General features: G+C 61.1%; 14 protein-coding genes. 3 read left to right on the forward strand and 11 right to left on the reverse strand.

The genetic code is table 11. The features are described 5' to 3' along the window. Positions 1 to 36: 36 nt before the first annotated feature. The 3 genes from hutU to hutC form a co-directional block, all read right to left on the reverse strand. Positions 37 to 1707, reverse strand: coding sequence for a urocanate hydratase (hutU, locus tag QRN10_RS00965; protein ID WP_253510024.1), 1671 nt, complete (start codon positions 1705 to 1707; stop codon positions 37 to 39). Between the two features lie 342 nt (positions 1708 to 2049). Continuing rightward, entirely contained in the window at positions 2050 to 2610 is a 561-nt protein-coding gene (locus QRN10_RS00970) for a HutD/Ves family protein (RefSeq protein ID WP_181080301.1), read from the reverse strand. Beyond that, positions 2607 to 3317: a histidine utilization transcriptional repressor HutC gene (gene hutC / locus QRN10_RS00975; protein ID WP_370694752.1), complete on the reverse strand. Its 711-nt coding sequence runs from the start codon at positions 3315 to 3317 to the stop codon at positions 2607 to 2609. The genes QRN10_RS00970 and hutC overlap by 4 nt, the downstream gene beginning before the upstream one ends. Before the next feature lie 147 nt (positions 3318 to 3464). Here hutC and QRN10_RS00980 point away from each other — a divergent pair, with 147 nt between their 5' ends. Beyond that, positions 3465 to 4829 (forward strand): formimidoylglutamate deiminase, encoded by a 1365-nt coding sequence (locus QRN10_RS00980; RefSeq protein ID WP_285427706.1) that lies wholly within the window; start codon positions 3465 to 3467, stop codon positions 4827 to 4829. A gap of 68 nt (positions 4830 to 4897) precedes the next feature. Here QRN10_RS00980 and QRN10_RS00985 read toward each other — a convergent pair whose 3' ends face one another. From QRN10_RS00985 to QRN10_RS01010, 6 genes are all read right to left on the reverse strand, one after another. After that, positions 4898 to 5467, reverse strand: a complete 570-nt coding sequence (locus QRN10_RS00985) for a lipocalin family protein (RefSeq protein WP_181080298.1) — start codon at positions 5465 to 5467, stop codon at positions 4898 to 4900. A 30-nt stretch (positions 5468 to 5497) separates the two neighbouring features. After that, positions 5498 to 5752 carry a lipoprotein gene (locus QRN10_RS00990; protein ID WP_034095458.1) on the reverse strand — a complete coding sequence of 85 codons (255 nt, stop codon included), beginning with the start codon at positions 5750 to 5752 and terminating at the stop codon, positions 5498 to 5500. A gap of 176 nt (positions 5753 to 5928) precedes the next feature. After that, positions 5929 to 6939: a class 1 fructose-bisphosphatase gene (locus QRN10_RS00995; RefSeq protein WP_060754592.1), complete on the reverse strand. Its 1011-nt coding sequence runs from the start codon at positions 6937 to 6939 to the stop codon at positions 5929 to 5931. A gap of 97 nt (positions 6940 to 7036) precedes the next feature. Then, positions 7037 to 8389 carry a DUF3999 domain-containing protein gene (locus tag QRN10_RS01000; protein WP_266247448.1) on the reverse strand — a complete coding sequence of 451 codons (1353 nt, stop codon included), beginning with the start codon at positions 8387 to 8389 and terminating at the stop codon, positions 7037 to 7039. Beyond that, complete coding sequence (locus QRN10_RS01005) at positions 8389 to 11961, reverse strand: DUF2339 domain-containing protein (protein WP_285427707.1); 3573 nt, start codon at positions 11959 to 11961, stop codon at positions 8389 to 8391. The genes QRN10_RS01000 and QRN10_RS01005 overlap by 1 nt, the downstream gene beginning before the upstream one ends. A 158-nt stretch (positions 11962 to 12119) precedes the next feature. Next, entirely contained in the window at positions 12120 to 14570 is a 2451-nt protein-coding gene (locus QRN10_RS01010; RefSeq protein WP_285427708.1) for a glycogen/starch/alpha-glucan phosphorylase, read from the reverse strand. A 228-nt stretch (positions 14571 to 14798) separates the two neighbouring features. On the opposite strand from QRN10_RS01010, the gene QRN10_RS01015 reads away from it, so the two are divergent. Beyond that, entirely contained in the window at positions 14799 to 15233 is a 435-nt protein-coding gene (locus QRN10_RS01015) for a YkgJ family cysteine cluster protein (RefSeq protein ID WP_034095454.1), read from the forward strand. Positions 15234 to 15434: 201 nt separating this feature from the next. Here the strand turns inward: QRN10_RS01015 and typA are convergent, their stop codons facing one another. Next, on the reverse strand, positions 15435 to 17255 hold the full coding sequence (gene typA, locus QRN10_RS01020; RefSeq protein ID WP_181080294.1) for a translational GTPase TypA: 1821 nt from the start codon (positions 17253 to 17255) through the stop codon (positions 15435 to 15437). Between the two features lie 139 nt (positions 17256 to 17394). Then, the gene (thiI, locus tag QRN10_RS01025; protein ID WP_285427709.1) at positions 17395 to 18849 is read right to left on the reverse strand and encodes a tRNA uracil 4-sulfurtransferase ThiI; all 1455 of its coding nucleotides are present in this window, start codon (positions 18847 to 18849) and stop codon (positions 17395 to 17397) included. Positions 18850 to 19183: 334 nt separating this feature from the next. Here thiI and glnA point away from each other — a divergent pair, with 334 nt between their 5' ends. Next, positions 19184 to 20590 carry a glutamate--ammonia ligase gene (gene glnA / locus QRN10_RS01030; RefSeq protein WP_017529544.1) on the forward strand — a complete coding sequence of 469 codons (1407 nt, stop codon included), beginning with the start codon at positions 19184 to 19186 and terminating at the stop codon, positions 20588 to 20590. Positions 20591 to 20748: the final 158 nt, after the last annotated feature.

The raw sequence follows: 20748 nt of genomic DNA on the forward strand, positions 1-20748 counted from the left end.
AACGGTGGGAGAGGACTTGGCCCCTCCCACATGGGGTTACTTGATCATCGGGAGATTGAGGCCCTGTTCTTTGGCGCAATCGATGGCGATCTGGTACCCGGCGTCTGCGTGACGCATCACCCCGGTGGCCGGGTCGTTGTGCAGCACGCGGGCAATTCGCTCGGCCGCTTCGTCGGTGCCGTCGCACACGATGACCATGCCCGAGTGCTGGGAGAAGCCCATACCCACGCCACCGCCGTGATGCAGCGAAACCCAGGTGGCGCCGCTGGCGGTGTTGAGCAGGGCGTTGAGCAGTGGCCAATCGGACACGGCGTCGGAGCCATCCTGCATGGATTCGGTTTCGCGGTTCGGGCTGGCCACCGAGCCGGAGTCCAGATGGTCGCGGCCGATCACCACCGGTGCCGACAACTCGCCGCTGCGCACCATTTCATTGAACGCCAGGCCGAGCTTGGCGCGCTGGCCCAGGCCGACCCAGCAGATACGCGCCGGCAGGCCCTGAAAGCTGATGCGCTCGCGCGCCATGTCCAGCCAGTTGTGCAGGTGTGCATCGTCGGGGATCAGCTCTTTGACTTTAGCGTCCGTCTTGTAGATGTCCTGCGGGTCGCCCGACAGCGCCGCCCAGCGGAACGGGCCGATGCCACGGCAGAACAGCGGACGGATGTAGGCCGGTACGAAACCTGGGAAGTCGAATGCGTTTTCGACGCCTTCCTCCTGGGCCATCTGGCGGATGTTGTTGCCGTAGTCGAAGGTCGGGATGCCTTGTTTCTGGAACTCCAGCATGGCCTTGACGTGCACGGCCATCGACTGCTTGGCGGCCTTGATCACGGCGGCCGGTTCGGTCTTGGCGCGGGCGCGGTATTCGTCCCAGGTCCAGCCGGCCGGCAGGTAGCCGTTAAGGGGGTCGTGAGCGCTGGTCTGGTCGGTGACCATGTCCGGGCGCACGCCGCGCTTGACCAGTTCCGGCAGGATTTCCGCCGCGTTACCCAGCAGCGCGATGGAGATGGCCTTGCCTTCCTGGGTGTATTTGGCGATGCGGGCCAGGGCGTCGTCGAGGTCGCTGGCCTGCTCGTCGACGTAGCGGCTATTCAGGCGGAAATCGATGCTGACCTGTTGGCATTCGATGTTCAACGAGCATGCACCGGCCAGGGTCGCGGCCAGCGGCTGCGCGCCGCCCATACCGCCGAGGCCGGCGGTAAGCACCCAGCGGCCTTTGAGATTGCTGTCGTAATGCTGGCGGCCAGCCTCGACGAAGGTTTCGTAGGTGCCCTGGACGATGCCCTGGCTACCGATGTAGATCCAACTGCCGGCAGTCATCTGGCCGTACATGGCCAGGCCCTTGGCATCCAGCTCATTGAAGTGCTCCCAACTGGCCCAGTGCGGCACCAGGTTGGAGTTGGCGATCAATACGCGCGGAGCGTTGCTATGGGTTTTAAACACGCCGACCGGTTTGCCCGATTGCACCAGCAGGGTCTCGTCGTCGTTCAGTTGGGTGAGGCTCTCGACGATCTGGTCGTAGCACTCCCAGTTGCGCGCGGCACGGCCGATACCGCCGTAGACCACCAGTTCTTTCGGGTTCTCGGCCACTTGCGGGTCGAGGTTGTTCATCAGCATGCGCAGAGGCGCTTCGGTCAGCCAGCTCTTGGCAGTGAGCTTGTTACCGCGGGCGGCGCGGATTTCAACGTCACGGTATTTTGTAGGCTTGGTCACAACTCAGACTCCTCGGCGATCGATGCGCGAACAGGGATGGTGCGAAGCAGGGTCTTACACACACATCTTTACTTGTACATACAAGCATATGCAATCAAGCGGCCAACTTTCTGTGCAGGGGATTTGGTTTTTTTTGCAAAGACCGCACGAGCCTTGGAAATTGAGGCTTCGAGGGATGATGAAATTTCTTACGAAGGAGTTTTATAGCGAGGAAGATTTGTCACGACAGCGCGGTTTTGCGCCACGCTGGGGCGTTCGGTAACAAATTGGTGCGAGACCTGGAAACACATCGTAAGAACAGTGAGAAAAAAATGTGGGAGGGGGCAAGCCCTCCCACTTTTTTTAACCGCGCGTAGTGAGTTCGATGATGCAACTGCGACCGGCGATAGCGATATCCAGCAAGCCGTTGTTACCGTCTACCTGCAGGCAATCATGCTGACCCAATATGTGGTCCATCACCTTCACTTCATCCGCAACACTGAACACCAGCACGGTTTGCGCAGTGCTGAAGAACCGCTGCACACCATCCACCCATTGCAACCGCGCGTGGTAACGCTGAGGGGAATAGATCAGGTTGAAATCGCGGATCGGCCCGGTGATCAAGCGACATGACACCTGGCTGTCGCCTTTGAAGGCAAACGGTTGCAGCGGTAACAACCCGCGCTGCTCCTCGCCATCCACCGTCAACACCATGCCTGCGCCTTTGATCACAGTGATCACGCGCTGGTAGCCGGCAAAGGTGGAAAACCCGCCCGATTCGGCGATGTCGGCAATCGACAGGCGCCAGCCGAAGCCTTCCAGGCCCTCGCCGGCATCGCGGGTGACTTCTTCGGTGCTGCCGCCGCCGTTCTTCCACGGCATGCGCACGTATTCAGTGGCGCGCCAGACTTTTACTGCACTCATTTACTGAAACGTCCTTCCAGACTGTGACGGGAACCGGGGTGGATCAAACGCGCGGCGGTCACCGGCTGACGGCCGGACCAGGTGCGGCGACGGATCAACAGGCACGGCTCGCCGGGTTCTATCTGCAACAACTGGCATTCGGCGGCGTCCGCAAGGATCGCTTCCACCACGTGCTCGCCTTCGGTCAGCGGCGCCACTTGATTGAGATACGCGTAGGGGGTTTGCAGGGTGAAGTCCTGCTGCAGGTATTCCGGCGCGACCAGGGCGTTGACGAAACGGTCTTCGATTTGCACGGGAATATCGTTTTCGTAATGCACGATCAACGAGTGGAATACCCGCCCGCCTTCGCGCATCTCCAGGGCGACGGCGCGTTCGGAGCCCGCCGCTTCCTCGCCCAGGGTGATGACCTGGCAGGTATGCCGGTGGCCACGGGAGGCGATTTCATCGGCGATATTGTGCACTTCGAACAGCGCCGACTGGCTTTTCGGCTCGGCGACGAAGGTGCCGACGCCCTGCATGCGCACCAGCAAACCTTCAGCGGTGAGCTCGCGCAGGGCGCGGTTGATGGTCATGCGACTGAAGCCCAATTGGCTGACCAGCTCGCTCTCCGACGGTACGCGGTAATGAGGCGGCCAGTTACCGTTGAGAATCTGCTGGCTGATCATGTGTTTGACGCGGGCGTACAAGGGCGCCGGACTTTCGTCCATGTGGGCAGCCAGCGAAGAGTTGGCGGGCGGAGTCGGCACGGGGGATCCTTGCAGTAGGAAAAGATGCATAGATTGCCGGAGTTTACCGAGCAGGCAAACGTCTGTATATGTATATACAAATAAACACACGACCGGGGTGCTCTAATCATGTCCGCTTTCTTCGCCGAACGCGCGCTGCTGCCTAGTGGATGGGCCAACGATGTACGCTTTGAAGTCAGCGCCGATGGCCTGCTGGCCCACGTTGAACCCCACGCGAGCGCAGATGGCGCCGAACGGCTCAGAGGCCCGGTGCTGGCGGGCATGCCGAACCTGCACTCCCACGCATTCCAACGCGCCATGGCGGGCCTGGCCGAAGTGGCCGGCAACCCGAATGACAGTTTCTGGACCTGGCGCGACCTGATGTACCGCATGGTGGGCAAGATCAACCCGGACCAACTGCAGGTGATCGCGCGTCAGCTGTATATCGAGATGCTCAAGGCGGGCTACACCTCGGTGGCCGAATTTCACTACGTGCACCACGACATCAATGGTCAGCCTTATGCCGACCCTGCGGAACTGTCGCGACAGATCAGCCAGGCGGCGAGTGCCAGCGGCATCGGCCTGACCCTGCTACCGGTGCTCTACAGCCACTCCGGGTTTGGTGGCCAGGCGCCAAATGACGGCCAGCGGCGCTTTATCAACAGCACGGAAAGCTACCTGGATCTGCGAGCACGCCTGCAACCGATCCTGGCAGCACAACCGGCACAGCATCTGGGCGTGTGCTTCCACTCCTTGCGCGCTGTGACGCCCCAACAGATCAATGACGTCCTGGCAGCCAGCGACAAGGCGTGCCCGGTGCATATCCATATCGCCGAGCAACAAAAAGAAGTCGACGACTGCCTGGCCTGGAGCGGCAAGCGTCCGCTGCAATGGCTGTATGACAACGTCGAAGTCGACGAGCGCTGGTGCCTGGTGCACGCCACGCATGCCGACGCGGCAGAGGTCGCGCGCATGGCCAGAAGCCGGGCGATTGCCGGTCTGTGCCTGACCACTGAAGCCAATTTGGGCGATGGGATTTTCCCGGCGGTGGATTTTCTTGCTCAAGGGGGGCGCCTGGGCATCGGCTCCGACAGCCATGTGTCCCTGAGCGTGGTCGAAGAACTGCGCTGGCTGGAATACGGCCAACGCTTGCGCGATCAGCGCCGCAATCGCTTGTATCGCAGCGATCAACCGATGGTCGGGCGCACTTTATTCGATGCCGCACTGGACGGCGGCGCCCAGGCGCTGGGGCAGCCGATAGGCCGATTGGAAGTGGGCAAACGCGCGGACTGGATCGTGCTGGACGGTAACGACCCGTACCTGGCCACCGCCACGCAGGACGGCATTCTCAATCGCTGGTTATTTGCCGGCGGTGATCGGCAGGTGCGCGATGTGCTGGTCAACGGCCAGTGGGTCGTGCGCGATGTGCAGCATGCTGGAGAGGAAGACAGTCGCCGGGCATTCACACAAGTGCTGAAGGATTTGTTGGGCTGACAGACGACCCATCACTAATGTGGGAGGGGCTTACCACCTCCCACATGTAGCCTTGTGGTGATCCAGGGTTACTGCGAACTCTTGGCCATCTGCTTGTCCGGCGTACGCCAGATCAACCGGGTGGTGTCATACCCCTGCTGACGCGCCCTGCTGAGCAGGTCTTCGCGGGTGTCGGCATTCACGGTCGGCGTGCGCGACAGAATCCACATATAGCGACGGCTCGGGCTGCCGACGATGGCGGTCTTGTAGTCATCGCTGACATACAACACCCAGTAATCGCCCTTGGCGACGCCCGGCAACAGTGCAGTGAACCAGTTATTGAATTCGACCCAGAGCTTGTCGGTCTTGCCCGGCACCTGCGGTGTGGCCGTGCCCCTGGCTTCTTCCCACTTCCACTGGTTCGTCAGGCAGCGGTTGAACACCGACATATCGCCGTCGGGCATCAGTGTGTAGCGGGCTTCGGATTGCGCGCAGTTGCGCTGGAAGTACATCGGCAAGCGAGCCAGCTCATACCAGGTGCCCTGGTAGCGATGCAGGTTGACGTTGCTCGCGGTCTTGGGTTGCAGATCATCGCCAGAATGACTGGCGCAGCCCGCCAAAAACAGGCTGGCACAAAGAAACAAAACAAAACGCATCATTCTTCTTCTCCCGTAGGCTCTCGCCCCGGTTTACTTCAGGCCTTGCCCGGAAAACATCAGAACCTTGTCACCGGCATATTGAACGCTGATAAAGCTGTTTTTATCGCCCCAGGTGCAGCTGGACATACCCAGTGCGCCGGAACAGTCCGTCGGCTTACCCAGCAGCGACTCCACCTCGGCCTTGGGCATCCCGGCCGACAACTTTGCGTAGTTCTCTTGGTTGACCTTGCTGCAAGCGGCCAACACAACACAAAAAGTCAGCAGGGCGAGACGACGTAACGACATGGGAAAACTCCTGGAGGGGCGAAGCAGCTTGGGTATCTGCCAGAAGCTTAGAAGGGAAAAGAGGTGTCTGGTTCCCGACGGGCGAAAACAAAAAAGCCCCGAAAACGCTGAAACGTTTCGGGGCTTCCTTAACGGTGAACCGGCTCACAACCACACCGATTACCGGTCGCGGCAGCTTACTGCTTGTGATAGGCCGTGACGCGCTCAACCTCTTCCTTCGAACCCAGGAACACCGCCACGCGCTGGTGCAGGCCTTCAGGCTGGATGTCGAGAATGCGCTGGTGGCCGTCGGTGGACGCACCGCCCGCCTGCTCGACCAGGAACGACATCGGGTTGGCTTCGTACATCAGGCGCAGCTTGCCCGGCTTGGACGGCTCGCGGCTGTCGCGTGGGTACATGAACAGGCCGCCACGGGTGAGGATACGGTGCACGTCGGCCACCATTGCCGCCACCCAGCGCATGTTGAAGTTCTTCTTCAACGGGCCTTCTTCGCCTTCCATCAACTCATTGACGTAGCGCTGTACCGGCGCTTCCCAGTGACGCTGGTTGGACATGTTGATCGCAAATTCCTGGGTGGAAGCAGGAATCGAGATGTCTTCGTGGGTCAACACGAAGCTGCCCATCTCGCGGTCCAGGGTGAAGCCCTTGACGCCGTCGCCCAGGGTCAGTACCAGCATGGTCTGTGGACCATAGATCGCGTAACCGGCGGCGACCTGCTCGGTGCCTGGCTGCAGGAAGGCCTTTTCGTTCAGGGCTTCGTTCTGGCTCAGGTATTCGTTCGGGCAACGCAGTACCGAGAAGATCGTGCCCACCGGTGCGTTGATGTCGATGTTGGAAGAACCGTCCAGAGGGTCGAATACCAGCAGGTAGGCGCCTTTAGGGTATTTGCCCGGGATCTGGTAGGCATTGTCCATTTCTTCGGACGCCATGCCGGCCAGGTGACCGCCCCATTCGTTGGCTTCAAGCAGGATCTCGTTGGACAGCACGTCGAGCTTCTTCTGCACTTCGCCCTGCACGTTTTCAGTGCCCATGCTGCCCAGGACACCGCCCAGTGCACCTTTGGACACGGCGTGGCTGATTTCCTTGCAGGCACGCGCCACCACTTCGATAAGGAAGCGCAGATCGGCAGGCGTGTTGTTGCTGCGGGTCTGCTCGATCAAATAGCGACTCAAGGTAACGCGGGACATGGAAGGCTCCGATGAATGGGGGGGCTTGAAAACCCGCGCAGTTTAGCGCGAGTCGGGGCTGATTTCCTCTCATCAGAGGATTTAACCCCAATAGAGTTCACGGCTGGCCCTGCGGTTTGCGCAACAAACTGTAGGCCATGGCTCCCAGCACGGCCACGCCCAGCAGCAGCACGGCCCATAGACCCAGCTTCTTCCAGTCGCGACCCACCTCGGGGGCTACGACAACGACAGCCGGTTTGACCACTGCCTCGCCCGCTACCCTGGCCTGCCCCAGGGCGTTCAGACGCTCGGCACTGTAGTCAGGGATCAGCGTGGACAGCGGCAGGCTTGCGGCCTTCACCGTGATATTGCCCAGCGCCAGCGTGAACGGCGGTTCGCCCCGCGCCAGGAACACCACCTGCGTGGCGCGCACCGCATAACGCAACGCCGGCGCCTGGGCACCCAGGCCACCGCCGCGCTCGTCCACCTGCAAGCGGATCTGGTTGAGCACCTGGCCCGGCAACGGCAACTCATCCTGCACCACGTCGTGGCCGTTCTGAGTCAGGCGATAAAGCAGGCCCGAGCTCAACGGCTGCCAACTCTGCTGGCTGTCGCGCCGCCCGGACACATTGACCGGCGCCAGGGTGTTGGGCTGCGATAATTCGATGCGCATGCGCTCGGCACTCAGGCCCGCGGGCAGTTGCCAGCTGTATTCACCGGCCCCCAATCGCTCGCCCGCCAGCGGCGGCGACCACACCAGCGGCTGCGGCAGGCTGCTGCGAGTAGCGCTTACCAGCTTGGCCGATGTCAGCACTGGCGCTGCCTGGCCCTGCCACAGCAGGCGCAGGTAACGCGCGGACTGACCGGGCAGGCTGACATCATGCTGTTCAACCCGTTGGTCGGCGAACGACAATCGCGCCACTTGCCCATCGCCCCAGGATTCCCAGTGCTGCAGGTCATCGCTGGCTTCGATAGTGAAACGCTGGAAGCCTTCCTGTTCAAGGCTCCAGTCGAGGCTCAACTGCTGCAACGGCGCCTTGATCGCACTGGCATCCAGCACCCAACCGCGCAGCACCTGCCCGCCGGGCTTGGCGGCAGTGGACGGCTTGATCTCTACCAGAGTGCCTTCGGTGGTGGTTTTCATCACCACGCCGGGTAACGTTTCGCGGGTGTCGGCGGCGTACAGCGGGAACCACTTCACGTCGGTCAGCACACGGCTTTCCGAGCTTGACGATGCCTGGCGCGACAACGCATACGCCTGCGGCTCGCCGGCGGCATTGAACACCCGCAGGTCGCTCAGATCGGCCTGGCGCGCATTCAGTTGTACGGCCAAGGGCAGTTCCAGGCGATACCAGGGGCCGTTGCCGCTGACGCTCAGCGGCACCTGCGTGGTGAAATCAGCCGGACCTTCCTGGGCCCCCACAGACAGCGCCACACACATGCCCGCCACGGCCACGCTCAACTTACCGATCAAGAGGTTGCTCCTTCAGTTTCCAATACGGGTTCGGCACGCTTGGGCGGCAGCGGTGCGAAATAGCCCACCACCAGCAACAACGCGCCCACGCCGATGAACGATACGATCCGCGCCAGGCCACCACGGTTGCTCAGCTCGACAAAGAACAGCTTGGCGACCACCACTGCGATCAGCGCCGCACCGATCAGCCATACATCGCGACGATGACGCAAATGGCCGCCGATCATCAGGCCGAGGGCGATCAGCGTCCACACGATCGACAGGCTGGCCTGCACCAGCATCGACGCCAGCAGCGCATCCAGCTGGAATGGCACGCCGCCCCAATGGTGCGCGGTGCGCATCACCAGCGCGGTGAAGAACGCAAACAGCGAAACACCCGCCACACCTTGTGCGATCAGCTGCGCCCGTGGTCCACGTTGCGGCGCCACACTGCGCGACAACAGGTACACACCCAGCAAGGCGAACAGCAGGCCCAGGTCCAGCGGGTTGAGCAGCGGCACATACGGCAGCGGCTTGGCCGTGCCGTCACTGAAGGTGTTGGCCAGCCAGAACCAGCCGAGCATCAACACCGCCAGGGGCAGCGCGGCGAGCACACGGTACTCACGCGGATACACCGCCACCGGCCACGGCCATTGGCGCGGCGCGGCGGCCAGCACCAGGTACAGACTCGGCAGAATCGCCCAGCCCAGCCAACGCCAGGCGTTGTATTCGCTGGACAGGCTCAACAGGCCGTAACGCAGTTCCAGGGCCAGCACACCGATCAGCATCCAGCAGCCCAACACGTGGGCAATACTCAGCACTTTGCCAGGCACCACCGCCGCCAACCGCCGCAGCGAGACGAAATGCACGGCAAACACTGCCAACCAGGCCAGCCAGCCGTAGTGCGCCGCCGGGTGGTAATAGGTATGGGCGGACACCAGCAACACCATGCCCGCCGCCGGCATCAGCAGGGTGCAAAGCATGCCCAGGGAGGCCCAGCGCAAGCGCGTCGCGCAGACACTCCAGATCGCCACGCTGAGCGCCGCAGTCCCCAGCAAGACGGAGCCTTGCAGCTCGTCGGGAATAAACCGCAGCACTTCGCCGCTCACCGCCAGGGTCCACCAGGCCGCGCCCCACACCAGCAGCAGGTCGGACAGACGCTGCAGCTTCAGCGCGGTAAACAGCGGCGCATGAGGCTGACGTTGCAGGCGCCAGGCGCCGACCAGCGCGGCCAGGCCCAGCACCATCGGTGTCCAGAAGCCGCTGTGCGCCAGGGGCCGCAGAGCCTCGCCGGACAACGGCCCGAGCAGCGCCGACACCGACAGCAGGAACGAACCGCCGCCGATCAGTTGCAGCAACAACCCAAACACAAAGCTCACGCGCTGTTGCAGGTACAGGCTCAGCCAGATAATCAACAAACCACTGAGTGCCCATACGCCACTGGCGCTGGCCCATGGCAGCACGAACAGCACCGCGAGGTTGATCAGCACCAGGCCGGCGAGCAATACCACCGATAACCCACGCAACAGCCGCACATCGCCGCGCACCCGGTCGTCACGCGCCGCCAGCAACATGCCGCCGATCAAGGCCAGGCCGATGAGTGACGCGGTCAACAAACCACTCCAGCCGGCGTCGAACACCGCTTCGCCTTCACCGCCCTTCAGGCGCAGCAGGAACAGCGCTCCGCCCAATAGTTGTACGGCGAATGCGGTAAACAGGAACGTCCTGGAGCCGATGCGCAGGCCGATCAACAGTGTCACCAGGCCGGCGACGGCCCAGCTGATCGCGGTACCTTGGGTCAGCAGCAGCAACGGTGCCAGCAGGTACAGGCAGCTCAAGCCAAGGCTGGCCAGTACCGGCAGGCCTTTACGCTCCCACTCTGCGGCCTGCTCGGTCGAAGCTTTGCGTAATTGATCGAAGCTGAACAGCAACGCCGCGCCCAGCAGCAGCGCGCCCAATGGCGCGCCTTCGAGTAGGGTGTGCTCGCCCCGATGCAGTTCGCTGAGGAACGCCAACGCAGAGCCCAGTTGCAGCAACAGGCCGAATGCCCGGGCCAATGGCCGCTGCTGACGCAAGCCGAGCCAGAAGATGCCGGCACCTTCCACCGCCCAGGCGGCAGCGGTCCAGCGTGCGTCCAGCCCCAGTGGAATAGCCAGGCTGGCGAATATGACGCCCAGAGCCAGGCAGGTTTCCGCCAGCAGCAACGCGCGCCCGCCGCTGAGTATTCGGGCCAGGCCCATATAGATGATGCCCAGGCCCAACGCGCTGAACGCCGCCGCGAATTCCAGGTGCTGCACCAGCGCGAACTGCAGGCCAAAGCCCACCAGCGGCGGGCCGAACAGCATGCTGCCGTCGACGTAATCGCCCTTGGCCGCCGACCAGCGCAACAGTGCGCCACGGCTGTCGTCTTCCGGCGCGTCGCGCATCTCCAACAATTTGCGGCGCGCAAACAACAGGCCGATGGCCAGGTACATCAGGAAGAACAACACCAGGAACGGCTCGGTGCTCCACAGCAGTTCCGGGGTGTAGGAACGCAGGCCCCAGGCAAAGCCGATACCGAAGGTGCCGACGAAACCGATCAGGTTGAGCAAGCGCCAGGCCTTGAACCAGGCGATGGCGAGGATGCCGGTATTGAGCAAGGCGAAGTAACTGAACAACGCCACATGATTACCTGAACCGGTAGACGTCAGGATCGGCGCGGCAAACCCGCCAAGCGCCGCCGCGCAGGCCAGCCCCAGCGCGTCCTGGGTAATCGCCAGGATGGCCGAAAACACCGTCACCGCCACCAAAAGCCCAAGCGCCGCGCTCGGATCGATCAGCGGGTGCAGACGCATCGCGGCGAACACCGTGAGGTACAACACCGCAATCCCGGTGCCTTGCAGCATCAACCCATAGTGACTGTTGCGCAGTCGCAACCACCAGCCCAGGCCCAGCAGGCCGACGGCCGCCGCCGCCACCCCGGCGTAACGCACCTCGATCGGCACCACCATGCCTTCGGTGGCATAGCGCAGCAGGAACGCCAGGCCGAGAAATAACAGCACCACACCGACGCGCAGCACGGTATTGCCGCCAAACAGCCAGTTACGCGCGCCGCCGAGGGCACGCTCAATCAGGTTGGGGCCACGGGGTACGGCAGGTTCTTTAGCACGCGGTGCAGGTGCAGGTACTGGAGCCGATGCCCACACATCGTCGGGCAATGGTTGGCTGGCTTGTTTGGCGACGGCCACGGGTGCGAGGTCAGGCGGCAATTCCCAGACGAGTTCGGGCGCCTTGGTTTGCGGTGTGGGTGGGGTTTTGGCGGATTCGGCGACAGGCGCCTCGACAAACACCGCGCGTGCAGCCGGCGCAGGCGTGGGATCGGGTTGTCGTGCGGGTTTCTCCAATTGCGCCAGACGCTGCTCGACAGCGCTCAGGGCTTTTTGCGCGATCTCCAGCTGGCGCGCCTGTTGGTCCGCCTTGGACGACAGCATCGACAGGCGAATGGCCTGGCCAATGCCCAGCCCCAGCAGCGCAGCCATGCCTGCATCATAGAACGACTCATCGAGCGTCCAGCCGAGCACGAGGCCAACCAGCATGAAAATCCATTGCATCGACGATATTCCCTAAGCGAACCGGCGCTCAGTATATCGACGCGCAACCAATGTGGGAGGGGACTTGCTCCCGATAGCGGTGTACCAGTCCACATATCTGCAAACTGACACCCTGCCATCGGAGGCAAGCCCCCTCCCGTACTTTCGATTTGCCAGGTTTAGTCGAGCGCTTTCCAGATCTCGGTGGCGTATTCGCGAATGGTCCGGTCCGAAGAGAACCAACCCATCCGCGCGGTGTTGAGCACCGCCGAACGCCACCACGCCTTGGAGTCATGCCAATGCGCTTCGACCCGCGCCTGGGCATCCCAGTAGGAATCGAAGTCGGCACACACCAGGAAACGGTCGTAATCGATCAGACCGTCGATCAAACCGACGTAGCGGCCCGGATCGTCCGGCGAGAACACCCCGCCACGGATCGCCTGCAGCACATCGTTGAGACGATGGGACACGGCAATGTCCGGCCCGGCGTGGAATTCACCGGCGTGTTTGCGCGCTTCCACCTGCTGGGCGCTGAGGCCGAAGATAAACATGTGATCGGCGCCCACGCGCTCGTGCATCTCCACGTTGGCGCCGTCCATGGTGCCGATGGTCAGCGCACCGTTGAGGCCGAATTTCATGTTGCTGGTGCCCGAAGCTTCGAAGCCCGCCGTGGAGATCTGCTCCGACAAGTCCGCCGCCGGGATGATGCTTTCCGCCAGGCTGACGTTGTAGTTAGGCAGGAACACCACTTTGAGCAGTCCGCGCACGGTCGGGTCGTTGTTGACGGTGCGGGCGATGTCGTTGGTCAACTTGATGATCAGCTTGGCCTGGTGATAACTCGCCGCGGCCTTGCCGGCGAAGATCTTCACGCGCGGCACCCAGTCGGTGCCCGGCTCGGCACGGATCGCCTGGTACAACGCCACGGTGTGCAGCAGGTTGAGCAACTGGCGCTTGTATTCGTGGATGCGCTTGACCTGCACGTCGAACATCGCCGCCGGGTTCACCGAAATGCCCAGGCGCTCGTGGATGATCTCGGCCAGGGCGCGTTTGCTGTGCAGACGCTGCTCGGCGAAAGCTTTACGGAAGGCCTGCTTCTCGGCGAAGGTTTCCAGCTCGCCCAGGCGCGTCTCCATGTTGTCGAGAATATCCGGGCCCAACGCGTCTACCAGCATCTGGGTGAGCTTGGGGTTGGCCTGGTACAGCCAGCGGCGGAAGGTGATGCCGTTGGTTTTGTTGTTGATACGTTCCGGGTACAGCTTGTGCAGCTCGGAGAACACCGTGCTGCGCATCAGTTGGGTGTGCAGGCCGGATACGCCGTTGACGCTGTGGGAACCCAGGAACGCCAGGTTGCCCATGCGCACGCGGCGGCCGTTGTCTTCTTCGATCAGCGACACGGCGCGCAATACGTCGAAATCGTGGATGCCCTTGGCGCGCAGCGAGTCGATGTGCTGGGCGTTGATCAGGTAGATGATCTGCATGTGCCGCGGCAACATGCGCTCCATCAGGCCGACCGGCCAGGTTTCCAGTGCTTCGGGCAGCAGGGTGTGGTTGGTGTACGACAGGGTTTCGACAGTCACGTCCCACGCGGCTTCCCACGGAATATCGTGCAGGTCGACCAACTGGCGCATCAATTCGGCCACGGCGATGGAGGGGTGGGTGTCGTTGAGCTGGATCGCGGCATGCTCGCCGAGGCTCAGCACCGAGCCGTGCATGTTCTTGTGGCGGCGCAGCAGGTCTTGCAAAGAGGCTGCGACGAAGAAATATTCCTGGCGCAGGCGCAGTTCCTGACCGGCTTCGGTGCTGTCGGCCGGGTAAAGCACACGGGAGATGCTTTCGGCGCGGGCCACCTCGGCGACGGCGCCCAAATGGTCACCGGCGTTGAAGCGCTCCAGGTGCAAGTCTTCGACCGCCCGGGCACGCCACAGACGCAGGGTGTTGACGCTGGCACCGCGCCAGCCCACCACAGGCGTGTCGTAGGCTACTGCGCGTACGGTCTCGGCCGGCGTCCATACCTGAATCATTTTGCCGGAAGCGTCGGGCAGGGTTTCCACCGCACCGCCAAAACCGACCGGGTAAATCACTTCGGCCCGCTCAAACTCCCACGGGTTGCCGAAGTCCAGCCAGCGTTCGGTCTGCTCCTGCTGCCAGCCATCGACAATCGCCTGGCGGAACAGGCCGTGCTCATAACGAATGCCATAACCGTGACCGGCAATCCCCAAGGTCGACATGCTTTCCATAAAGCATGCAGCCAGGCGTCCGAGGCCACCGTTGCCTAACGCCGCATCGGGTTCGAGCAGGCGGATGCGTTCCAGGTCGACGCCCAGTTCGGCCAGCGCATCGCGGGCGATCTCCAGCACGCCGAGGTTGCTCAGACTGTCGTAGAGCAGGCGACCGATCAGGAATTCCAGCGAGAGGTAATACACCCGCTTCTGGCCCTTACGGTAGATGCGCCGGGTATGGTCCATCCAGTGTTCGACCATCTGGTCGCGGGCGGCAAGCGCAATGGCCTCGAACCAGTCGTGGTCGAAGGCATGATCGGGGTCCTTGCCCACCGCGTAGGTGAGTTTGGTCAAGACGGCATCGCGGAACGCGGCTACCTCTGCTTCTCGTGCAAGTGGTTCCTGAGACATCAAATGCGACCTCGGGCGAGATAGAAGGAGTTGCTAGAGCCTAGACGCTCTGACACGCGGTTGCAGGCTCTGGTTCGTCAATTTTTTAACTCATTTACTGTTGACGGGATTAGATGCAGGGGGCGTGCCCAATCCCTGCCGCAAAGGAAAAAGCTGAAAATATTGTTCAAAAAATCATCAATCCCGGTATGATCGCGCGCCCTGCTACCGCCCCATCCTGGAACCCTGATGAAGCCTCAACTGATCGCCGCCGCGGAACTCGACCGTCTCGAAACCTGGCAGAAATATTCCAGCCATATGTGCGGTGGCTGCGTGTCCAGCTGCTGCACGCTGCCGGTTGAGGTGAAGATCAAGGACCTGATCCGCATTGGCATCGTTGATGAGTTCGAACGCGGCGACCCGCCGAAGAACATCGCCAAGCGCTTGCAGAAGGAAGGCATCGTCGAGCGCTACAACAACAAATCCGAGATTTTTACCCTGCAGCGCATGAGCAACAACGATTGCCTGTACCTGGACCGCAAGACGCGCTTCTGCACCATCTACGACAAGCGCCCGGACACCTGCCGTAACCACCCGAAGATCGGGCCGCGGCCGGGGTATTGCGCGTATAAGCCTAAAGAAGTGGTGCGCGAGACTAACTTCAAGACCCTCGATAAGTTCTGATCTGATCGTTCCCACGCTCTGCGTGGGAACGCCTTCCCGGACGCTCCGCGTCCCGACAAGCACGCAAGACCCGAGCCTTGTGCACCTTGCGACGCAGAGCGTCACGGGCTGCATTCCCACGCAGAGCGCGGGAACGATCAGGCATAAAAAAACGCCCCCGGCCTTTCGACCGGGGGCGTTTTTCATTCAGCCTGAGTTAACTCAGTTCTTGGCTTTCTTGGCAGCGCGGGTACGCTCGCCTTCGTCCAGGATCTTCTTACGCAGGCGGATCGACTTCGGCGTGACTTCGCACAGCTCGTCGTCCTGGATGAATTCCAGGGCCTGTTCCAGGGTGAAGCGAACAGGTGGAACCAGGGCGATGGTTTCGTCTTTACCCGAAGCACGCATGTTGTCGAGCTTCTTACCCTTGGTTGGGTTGACGCCCATGTCGTTGTCACGGCTGTTCAGACCAACGATCTGACCGTTGTAGATCTCTTGACCGTGTTCAACGAACAGCTTGCCACGCGCCTGCAGGGTTTCCAGGGAGTAGGTCAGCGCCTTGCCGGTTTCAACCGAAACCAGAACACCGTTCTGACGGCCGGACATGTCGCCGGACTTCATGGTGTCGTAGCGATCGAAGATCGAGGTCAGGATGCCAGCACCGTTGGTCAGGGTCAGGAACTGGTTACGGAAACCGATCAGACCGCGAGCAGGGATGTTGTATTCCAGACGTACACGGCCCTTGCCATCCGGCACCATGTTGGTCAGGTCGCCCTTACGCAGGCCCATCTCTTCCATGACCTTGCCCTGGGATTCTTCAGGGGTGTCGATGGTGACGTTTTCGAACGGTTCCTGCTTCACGCCGTCAACTTGACGGATGATCACTTCCGGACGACCAACACCCATTTCGAAGCCTTCGCGACGCATGGTTTCGATCAGTACCGAGAGGTGCAGCTCACCGCGGCCGGATACCTTGAACTTGTCGGCCGAGTCGCCTTCTTCAACGCGCAGTGCAACGTTGTACAGCAGCTCTTTGTCCAGACGCTCCTTGATGTTACGGGAGGTCACGAACTTGCCTTCTTTACCGCAGAACGGCGAGTCGTTTACCTGGAAGGTCATGGAAACGGTTGGCTCGTCAACGGTCAGAGGCTTCATCGCCTCGACGTTGTCCGGCTGGCACAGGGTGTCGGAGATGAACAGCGAGTCCATACCGCTCACGCATACGATGTCGCCGGCGAAAGCTTCTTCAACGTCGATACGGTGCAGACCGTGGTGACCCATCAGCTTCAGGATACGGCCGTTGCGTTTCTTGCCATCGGCGCCGATAGCCACAACCGGGGTGTTCGGCTTGACGCTGCCGCGGGCAATACGGCCAACGCCGATAACACCCAGGAAGCTGTTGTAGTCCAGTGCCGAGATTTGCATCTGGAACGGACCGTCACGGTCGACTTTCGGCGCAGGTACGTTGTCGACGATCGACTGGTACAGCGGGGTCATGTCTTCGGCCATGTCGTTGTGGTCCAGACCGGCGATGCCGTTCAGGGCCGAGGCGTAGACGACTTTGAAGTCCAGCTGTTCTTCGGTGGCGCCCAGGTTGTCGAACAGGTCGAAGATCTGGTCCAGAACCCAGTCCGGACGCGCGCCTGGACGGTCAACCTTGTTGATGCACACGATCGGACGCAGGCCGGCTTCGAAAGCCTTCTTGGTCACGAAACGGGTTTGCGGCATAGGGCCGTCTTGAGCGTCAACCAGCAGCAGCACGGAGTCGACCATCGACATTACGCGTTCTACTTCGCCGCCGAAGTCGGCGTGGCCCGGGGTGTCCACGATGTTGATGTGGTAGCCGTTCCAGTTGATGGCGGTGTTTTTCGCCAGGATGGTAATACCGCGCTCTTTTTCCTGGTCGTTGGAGTCCATCACGCGCTCGTCGTTGAGCTCGTTGCGCTCCAGGGTGCCGGATTGACGCAGGAGTTTGTCTACCAGGGTGGTCTTACCATGGTCAACGTGAGCAATGATGGCGATGTTACGTAGATTTTCGATCACTTGTGTATCTCGATCAGAGGATTCGGTGTGCTGTCAGGTCGTGGCAGCGATTAACAGTAGAGTCAGGCCTTGCCGTTACAGCTTGACGGCAGAGTCGGGGGGCCGGTGACGCAGGCCACAGGCAAACAGCCCCGGGCTCTTAGCTCGGTCGATAAACGCGCACATTGGCATACCCCTCACTGAGCAAATGGTGAGCATGCAGGCGACTCATGACGCCTTTGTCGCAATACAGCAGGTACTGACGGCTGTTATCCAGTTCCTTGAAACGCGCGTTCAATGCATAGAACGGCAGCGTTTGTACGTCGATGCCAGGAATTTCCAGCGGCTCATCTTCAGCGGCATCCGGATGACGGATGTCGATGACGATCTGGCCGGCAAGGGCTTCGCTGACTTCTTCGATCTGCACATCCTGGCCCAGCTCGTCGATCACGCGATCGATCGGGACCAGCTTGGCGTTCTCGAGCGCACGCTCCAGAATCGCCATGTCGAATTCTTTCTCTTCATGCTCCACGCGGTGACGCTTGGCGTGGGTCTTGGGGTTCACCGAAATGACCCCGCAGTACTCCGGCATATGCTTGGCAAAGGCGGCGGTGCCGATCTGCTCTGCCAGGTCGATGATGTCCTGCTTGTGGCTGGCGATCAGTGGGCGCAGCACCAGTTTCTCGGTAACGCAGTCGATGATCGACAGGTTGGGCAGCGTCTGGCTGGAGACCTGGGAAATCGCTTCGCCGGTCACCAGCGCGTCGATCTGCAATTGATCGGCGATTCGGGACGCAGCGCGCAACATCATACGCTTCAATACTACGCCCATATGACTGTTATCGACTTTGCCGAGAATTTCCCCAAGCACTTCCTCGAACGGCACGCTCACAAATAGCACACGCTGGGAGCTGCCGTACTTCTTCCAGATGTAGTGCGCGACTTCCATCACGCCCAATTCGTGTGCACGCCCGCCCAGATTGAAGAAGCAGAAATGGCTCATCAGGCCGCGGCGCATGATCTGGTAGGCCGCCACCGTGGAATCGAAACCGCCGGACATCAGCACCAGGGTCTGTTCCAAAGCGCCCAGCGGGTAGCCGCCGATGCTGTTGTGCTGGCTATGGATCACGAACAACCGTTGGTCGCGAATTTCCATGCGCACTTCAATTTGCGGCGCTTTCAGGGAAATTCCGGCTGCGCCGCACTCGCGACGCAGCTTGCTGCCGACGTATTTTTCGACATCCATCGAGCTGAACGAATGCCTGCCGGCACGCTTGCAGCGCACCGAAAAAATCTTGCCTTCCAGCGCGCCGCCGTAGTGCCGCTTGCACTTCTCGGTGATGTCGTCGAAGTCGCCCAGCGGGTATTCGTCCACCTGCAGGAAATGCGCGATACCCGGCATGCAGCTCAGGCGCTCGGTCATGTCCTTCAAGGCTTTGGGGTCGGTGACACGGGTTTCCAGCTCGAGGTTGTCCCACACGCCATTCACCACCACAGCCGGGTCCAGATCGCGGAGCACGGCACGGATGTTCTTGGCCAACTGACGGATGAAACGCGTCCGTACCGGTCGGCTCTTGATGGTGATCTCGGGGAAGACTTTAACGATTAATTTCATGGAAACAGCGCGCGCAGGGCCTGCCGAAAAAGGGGGGCGCGGATTATAGCGGAAATCGCTCAAGGTTTAACCAGTTAATATGCACATCAGCTGTCACGCACCAAAGAAGTGCATTTGATGCAGATGATGCGACATTGCAGTGCGCTGTTTTTGCGGTTTTGTCGCAATGCACCTTTATAGGGGCGTTTTTGGAACAGAAAACCCATGTTGGCGCACTGGCATGCAATTTGCTCTCTTGTGAGGCAGGTTGCCATGGCGGACTATCCGCGCCGGCATCACCCACATTCTAAGGGCTAACTCCACTACCCCAGCCCGAAGCCACCCGGAGGACACTATGTCGAAGTCGGTTCAACTCATCAAAGATCATGACGTCAAATGGATTGATCTGCGCTTCACGGACACCAAAGGCACTCAGCACCACGTGACCATGCCGGCTCGCGATGCGCTGGATGATGCGTTCTTCGAAGAAGGCAAAATGTTCGACGGTTCCTCCATCGCCGGCTGGAAAGGCATCGAAGCCTCCGACATGATCCTGATGCCGGACGACAGCACTGCCGTCCTCGACCCGTTCACCGAAGACCCAACCCTGATCATCGTCTGCGACGTGATCGAACCTTCGACCATGCAAGGCTACGACCGCGACCCACGTGCGATCGCCAAGCGCGCCGAGGAATACCTGAAGTCCACCGGTATCGGCGACACCGTATTCGTAGGCCCGGAGCCAGAGTTCTTCATCTTTGATTCGGTCAAATTCAAATCCGACATCTCCGGCTCGATGTTCAAGATCTTCTCCGAACAGGGTTCCTGGATGTCCGACCAGGACGTGGAAGGCGGCAACAAAGGCCACCGTCCAGGCGTCAAAGGTGGCTACTTCCCGGTCCCGCCGTTCGACCACGACCACGAAATCCGTACATCCATGTGCAACGCCATGGAAGAAATGGGCCTGGTTATCGAAGTTCACCACCACGAAGTGGCGACTGCCGGCCAGAACGAAATCGGTGTGAAGTTCAACACCCTGGTCGCCAAGGCTGACGAAGTCCAGACCCTGAAGTACTGCGTACACAACGTGGCTGATGCCTACGGCCGTACCGCGACCTTCATGCCTAAGCCGCTGTACGGCGATAACGGTTCGGGTATGCACGTTCACCTGTCCATCGCCAAAGAAGGCAAGAACACCTTCGCCGGCGAAGGTTATGCCGGCCTGTCCGACACCGCCCTGTACTTCATCGGCGGCATCATCAAGCACGGTAAGGCCCTGAACGGCTTCACCAACCCGTCGACCAACTCCTACAAGCGTCTGGTCCCAGGTTTCGAAGCACCGGTCATGCTGGCCTACTCGGCTCGCAACCGTTCCGCCTCGATCCGTATTCCTTACGTGTCCAGCCCACGCGCTCGCCGTATCGAAGCGCGCTTCCCGGACCCGGCAGCCAACCCGTACCTGGCTTTCGCGGCCCTGGTCATGGCCGGCCTGGACGGCATCCAGAACAAGATCCACCCTGGCGACGCCGCCGACAAAAACTTGTACGACCTGCCGCCTGAAGAGGCCAAAGAGATCCCACAAGTGTGCGGCAGCCTGAAAGAAGCCCTGGAAGAGCTGGACAAGGGCCGTGCGTTCCTGACCAAAGGCGGCGTATTCAGTGACGACTTCATCGATGCCTACATCGAGCTGAAAAGCGAAGAAGAAATCAAAGTTCGCACCTTCGTACACCCACTGGAATACGAGCTGTACTACAGCTGCTGATCCGGTAGCGCTGCTTGACGCAGCGTGATGAAAAAGGCCTCCTTCGGGAGGTCTTTTTTTGCCCGCGGATTACACAGCTCCGTATCTGCAAACCCAATCAGGTGGGAGGGCGCTTGCTCCCGATAGCGGTGGATCAGCTGATACAGGTGCTGACTGAC

The organism is Pseudomonas sp. lyk4-R2A-8 (assembly GCF_030209095.1).
GTDB lineage: Bacteria > Pseudomonadota > Gammaproteobacteria > Pseudomonadales > Pseudomonadaceae > Aquipseudomonas > Aquipseudomonas quebecensis.

Excerpts from the sequence above, each read along its gene's own strand:
- QRN10_RS00980 (WP_285427706.1), top strand. The coding sequence starts at position 3,465 with ATGTCCGCTTTCTTCGCCGAACGCGCGCTGCTGCCTAGTGGATGGGCC.
- QRN10_RS01015 (WP_034095454.1), top strand. The coding sequence starts at position 14,799 with ATGAAGCCTCAACTGATCGCCGCCGCGGAACTCGACCGTCTCGAAACC.
- hutC (WP_370694752.1), bottom strand. The coding sequence starts at position 3,317 with ATGGACGAAAGTCCGGCGCCCTTGTACGCCCGCGTCAAACACATGATC.
- QRN10_RS00970 (WP_181080301.1), bottom strand. The coding sequence starts at position 2,610 with ATGAGTGCAGTAAAAGTCTGGCGCGCCACTGAATACGTGCGCATGCCG.
- QRN10_RS01005 (WP_285427707.1), bottom strand. The coding sequence starts at position 11,961 with ATGCAATGGATTTTCATGCTGGTTGGCCTCGTGCTCGGCTGGACGCTC.
- glnA (WP_017529544.1), top strand. The coding sequence starts at position 19,184 with ATGTCGAAGTCGGTTCAACTCATCAAAGATCATGACGTCAAATGGATT.
- QRN10_RS00990 (WP_034095458.1), bottom strand. The coding sequence starts at position 5,752 with ATGTCGTTACGTCGTCTCGCCCTGCTGACTTTTTGTGTTGTGTTGGCC.
- QRN10_RS01010 (WP_285427708.1), bottom strand. The coding sequence starts at position 14,570 with ATGTCTCAGGAACCACTTGCACGAGAAGCAGAGGTAGCCGCGTTCCGC.
- QRN10_RS00995 (WP_060754592.1), bottom strand. The coding sequence starts at position 6,939 with ATGTCCCGCGTTACCTTGAGTCGCTATTTGATCGAGCAGACCCGCAGC.
- thiI (WP_285427709.1), bottom strand. The coding sequence starts at position 18,849 with ATGAAATTAATCGTTAAAGTCTTCCCCGAGATCACCATCAAGAGCCGA.
- QRN10_RS00985 (WP_181080298.1), bottom strand. The coding sequence starts at position 5,467 with ATGATGCGTTTTGTTTTGTTTCTTTGTGCCAGCCTGTTTTTGGCGGGC.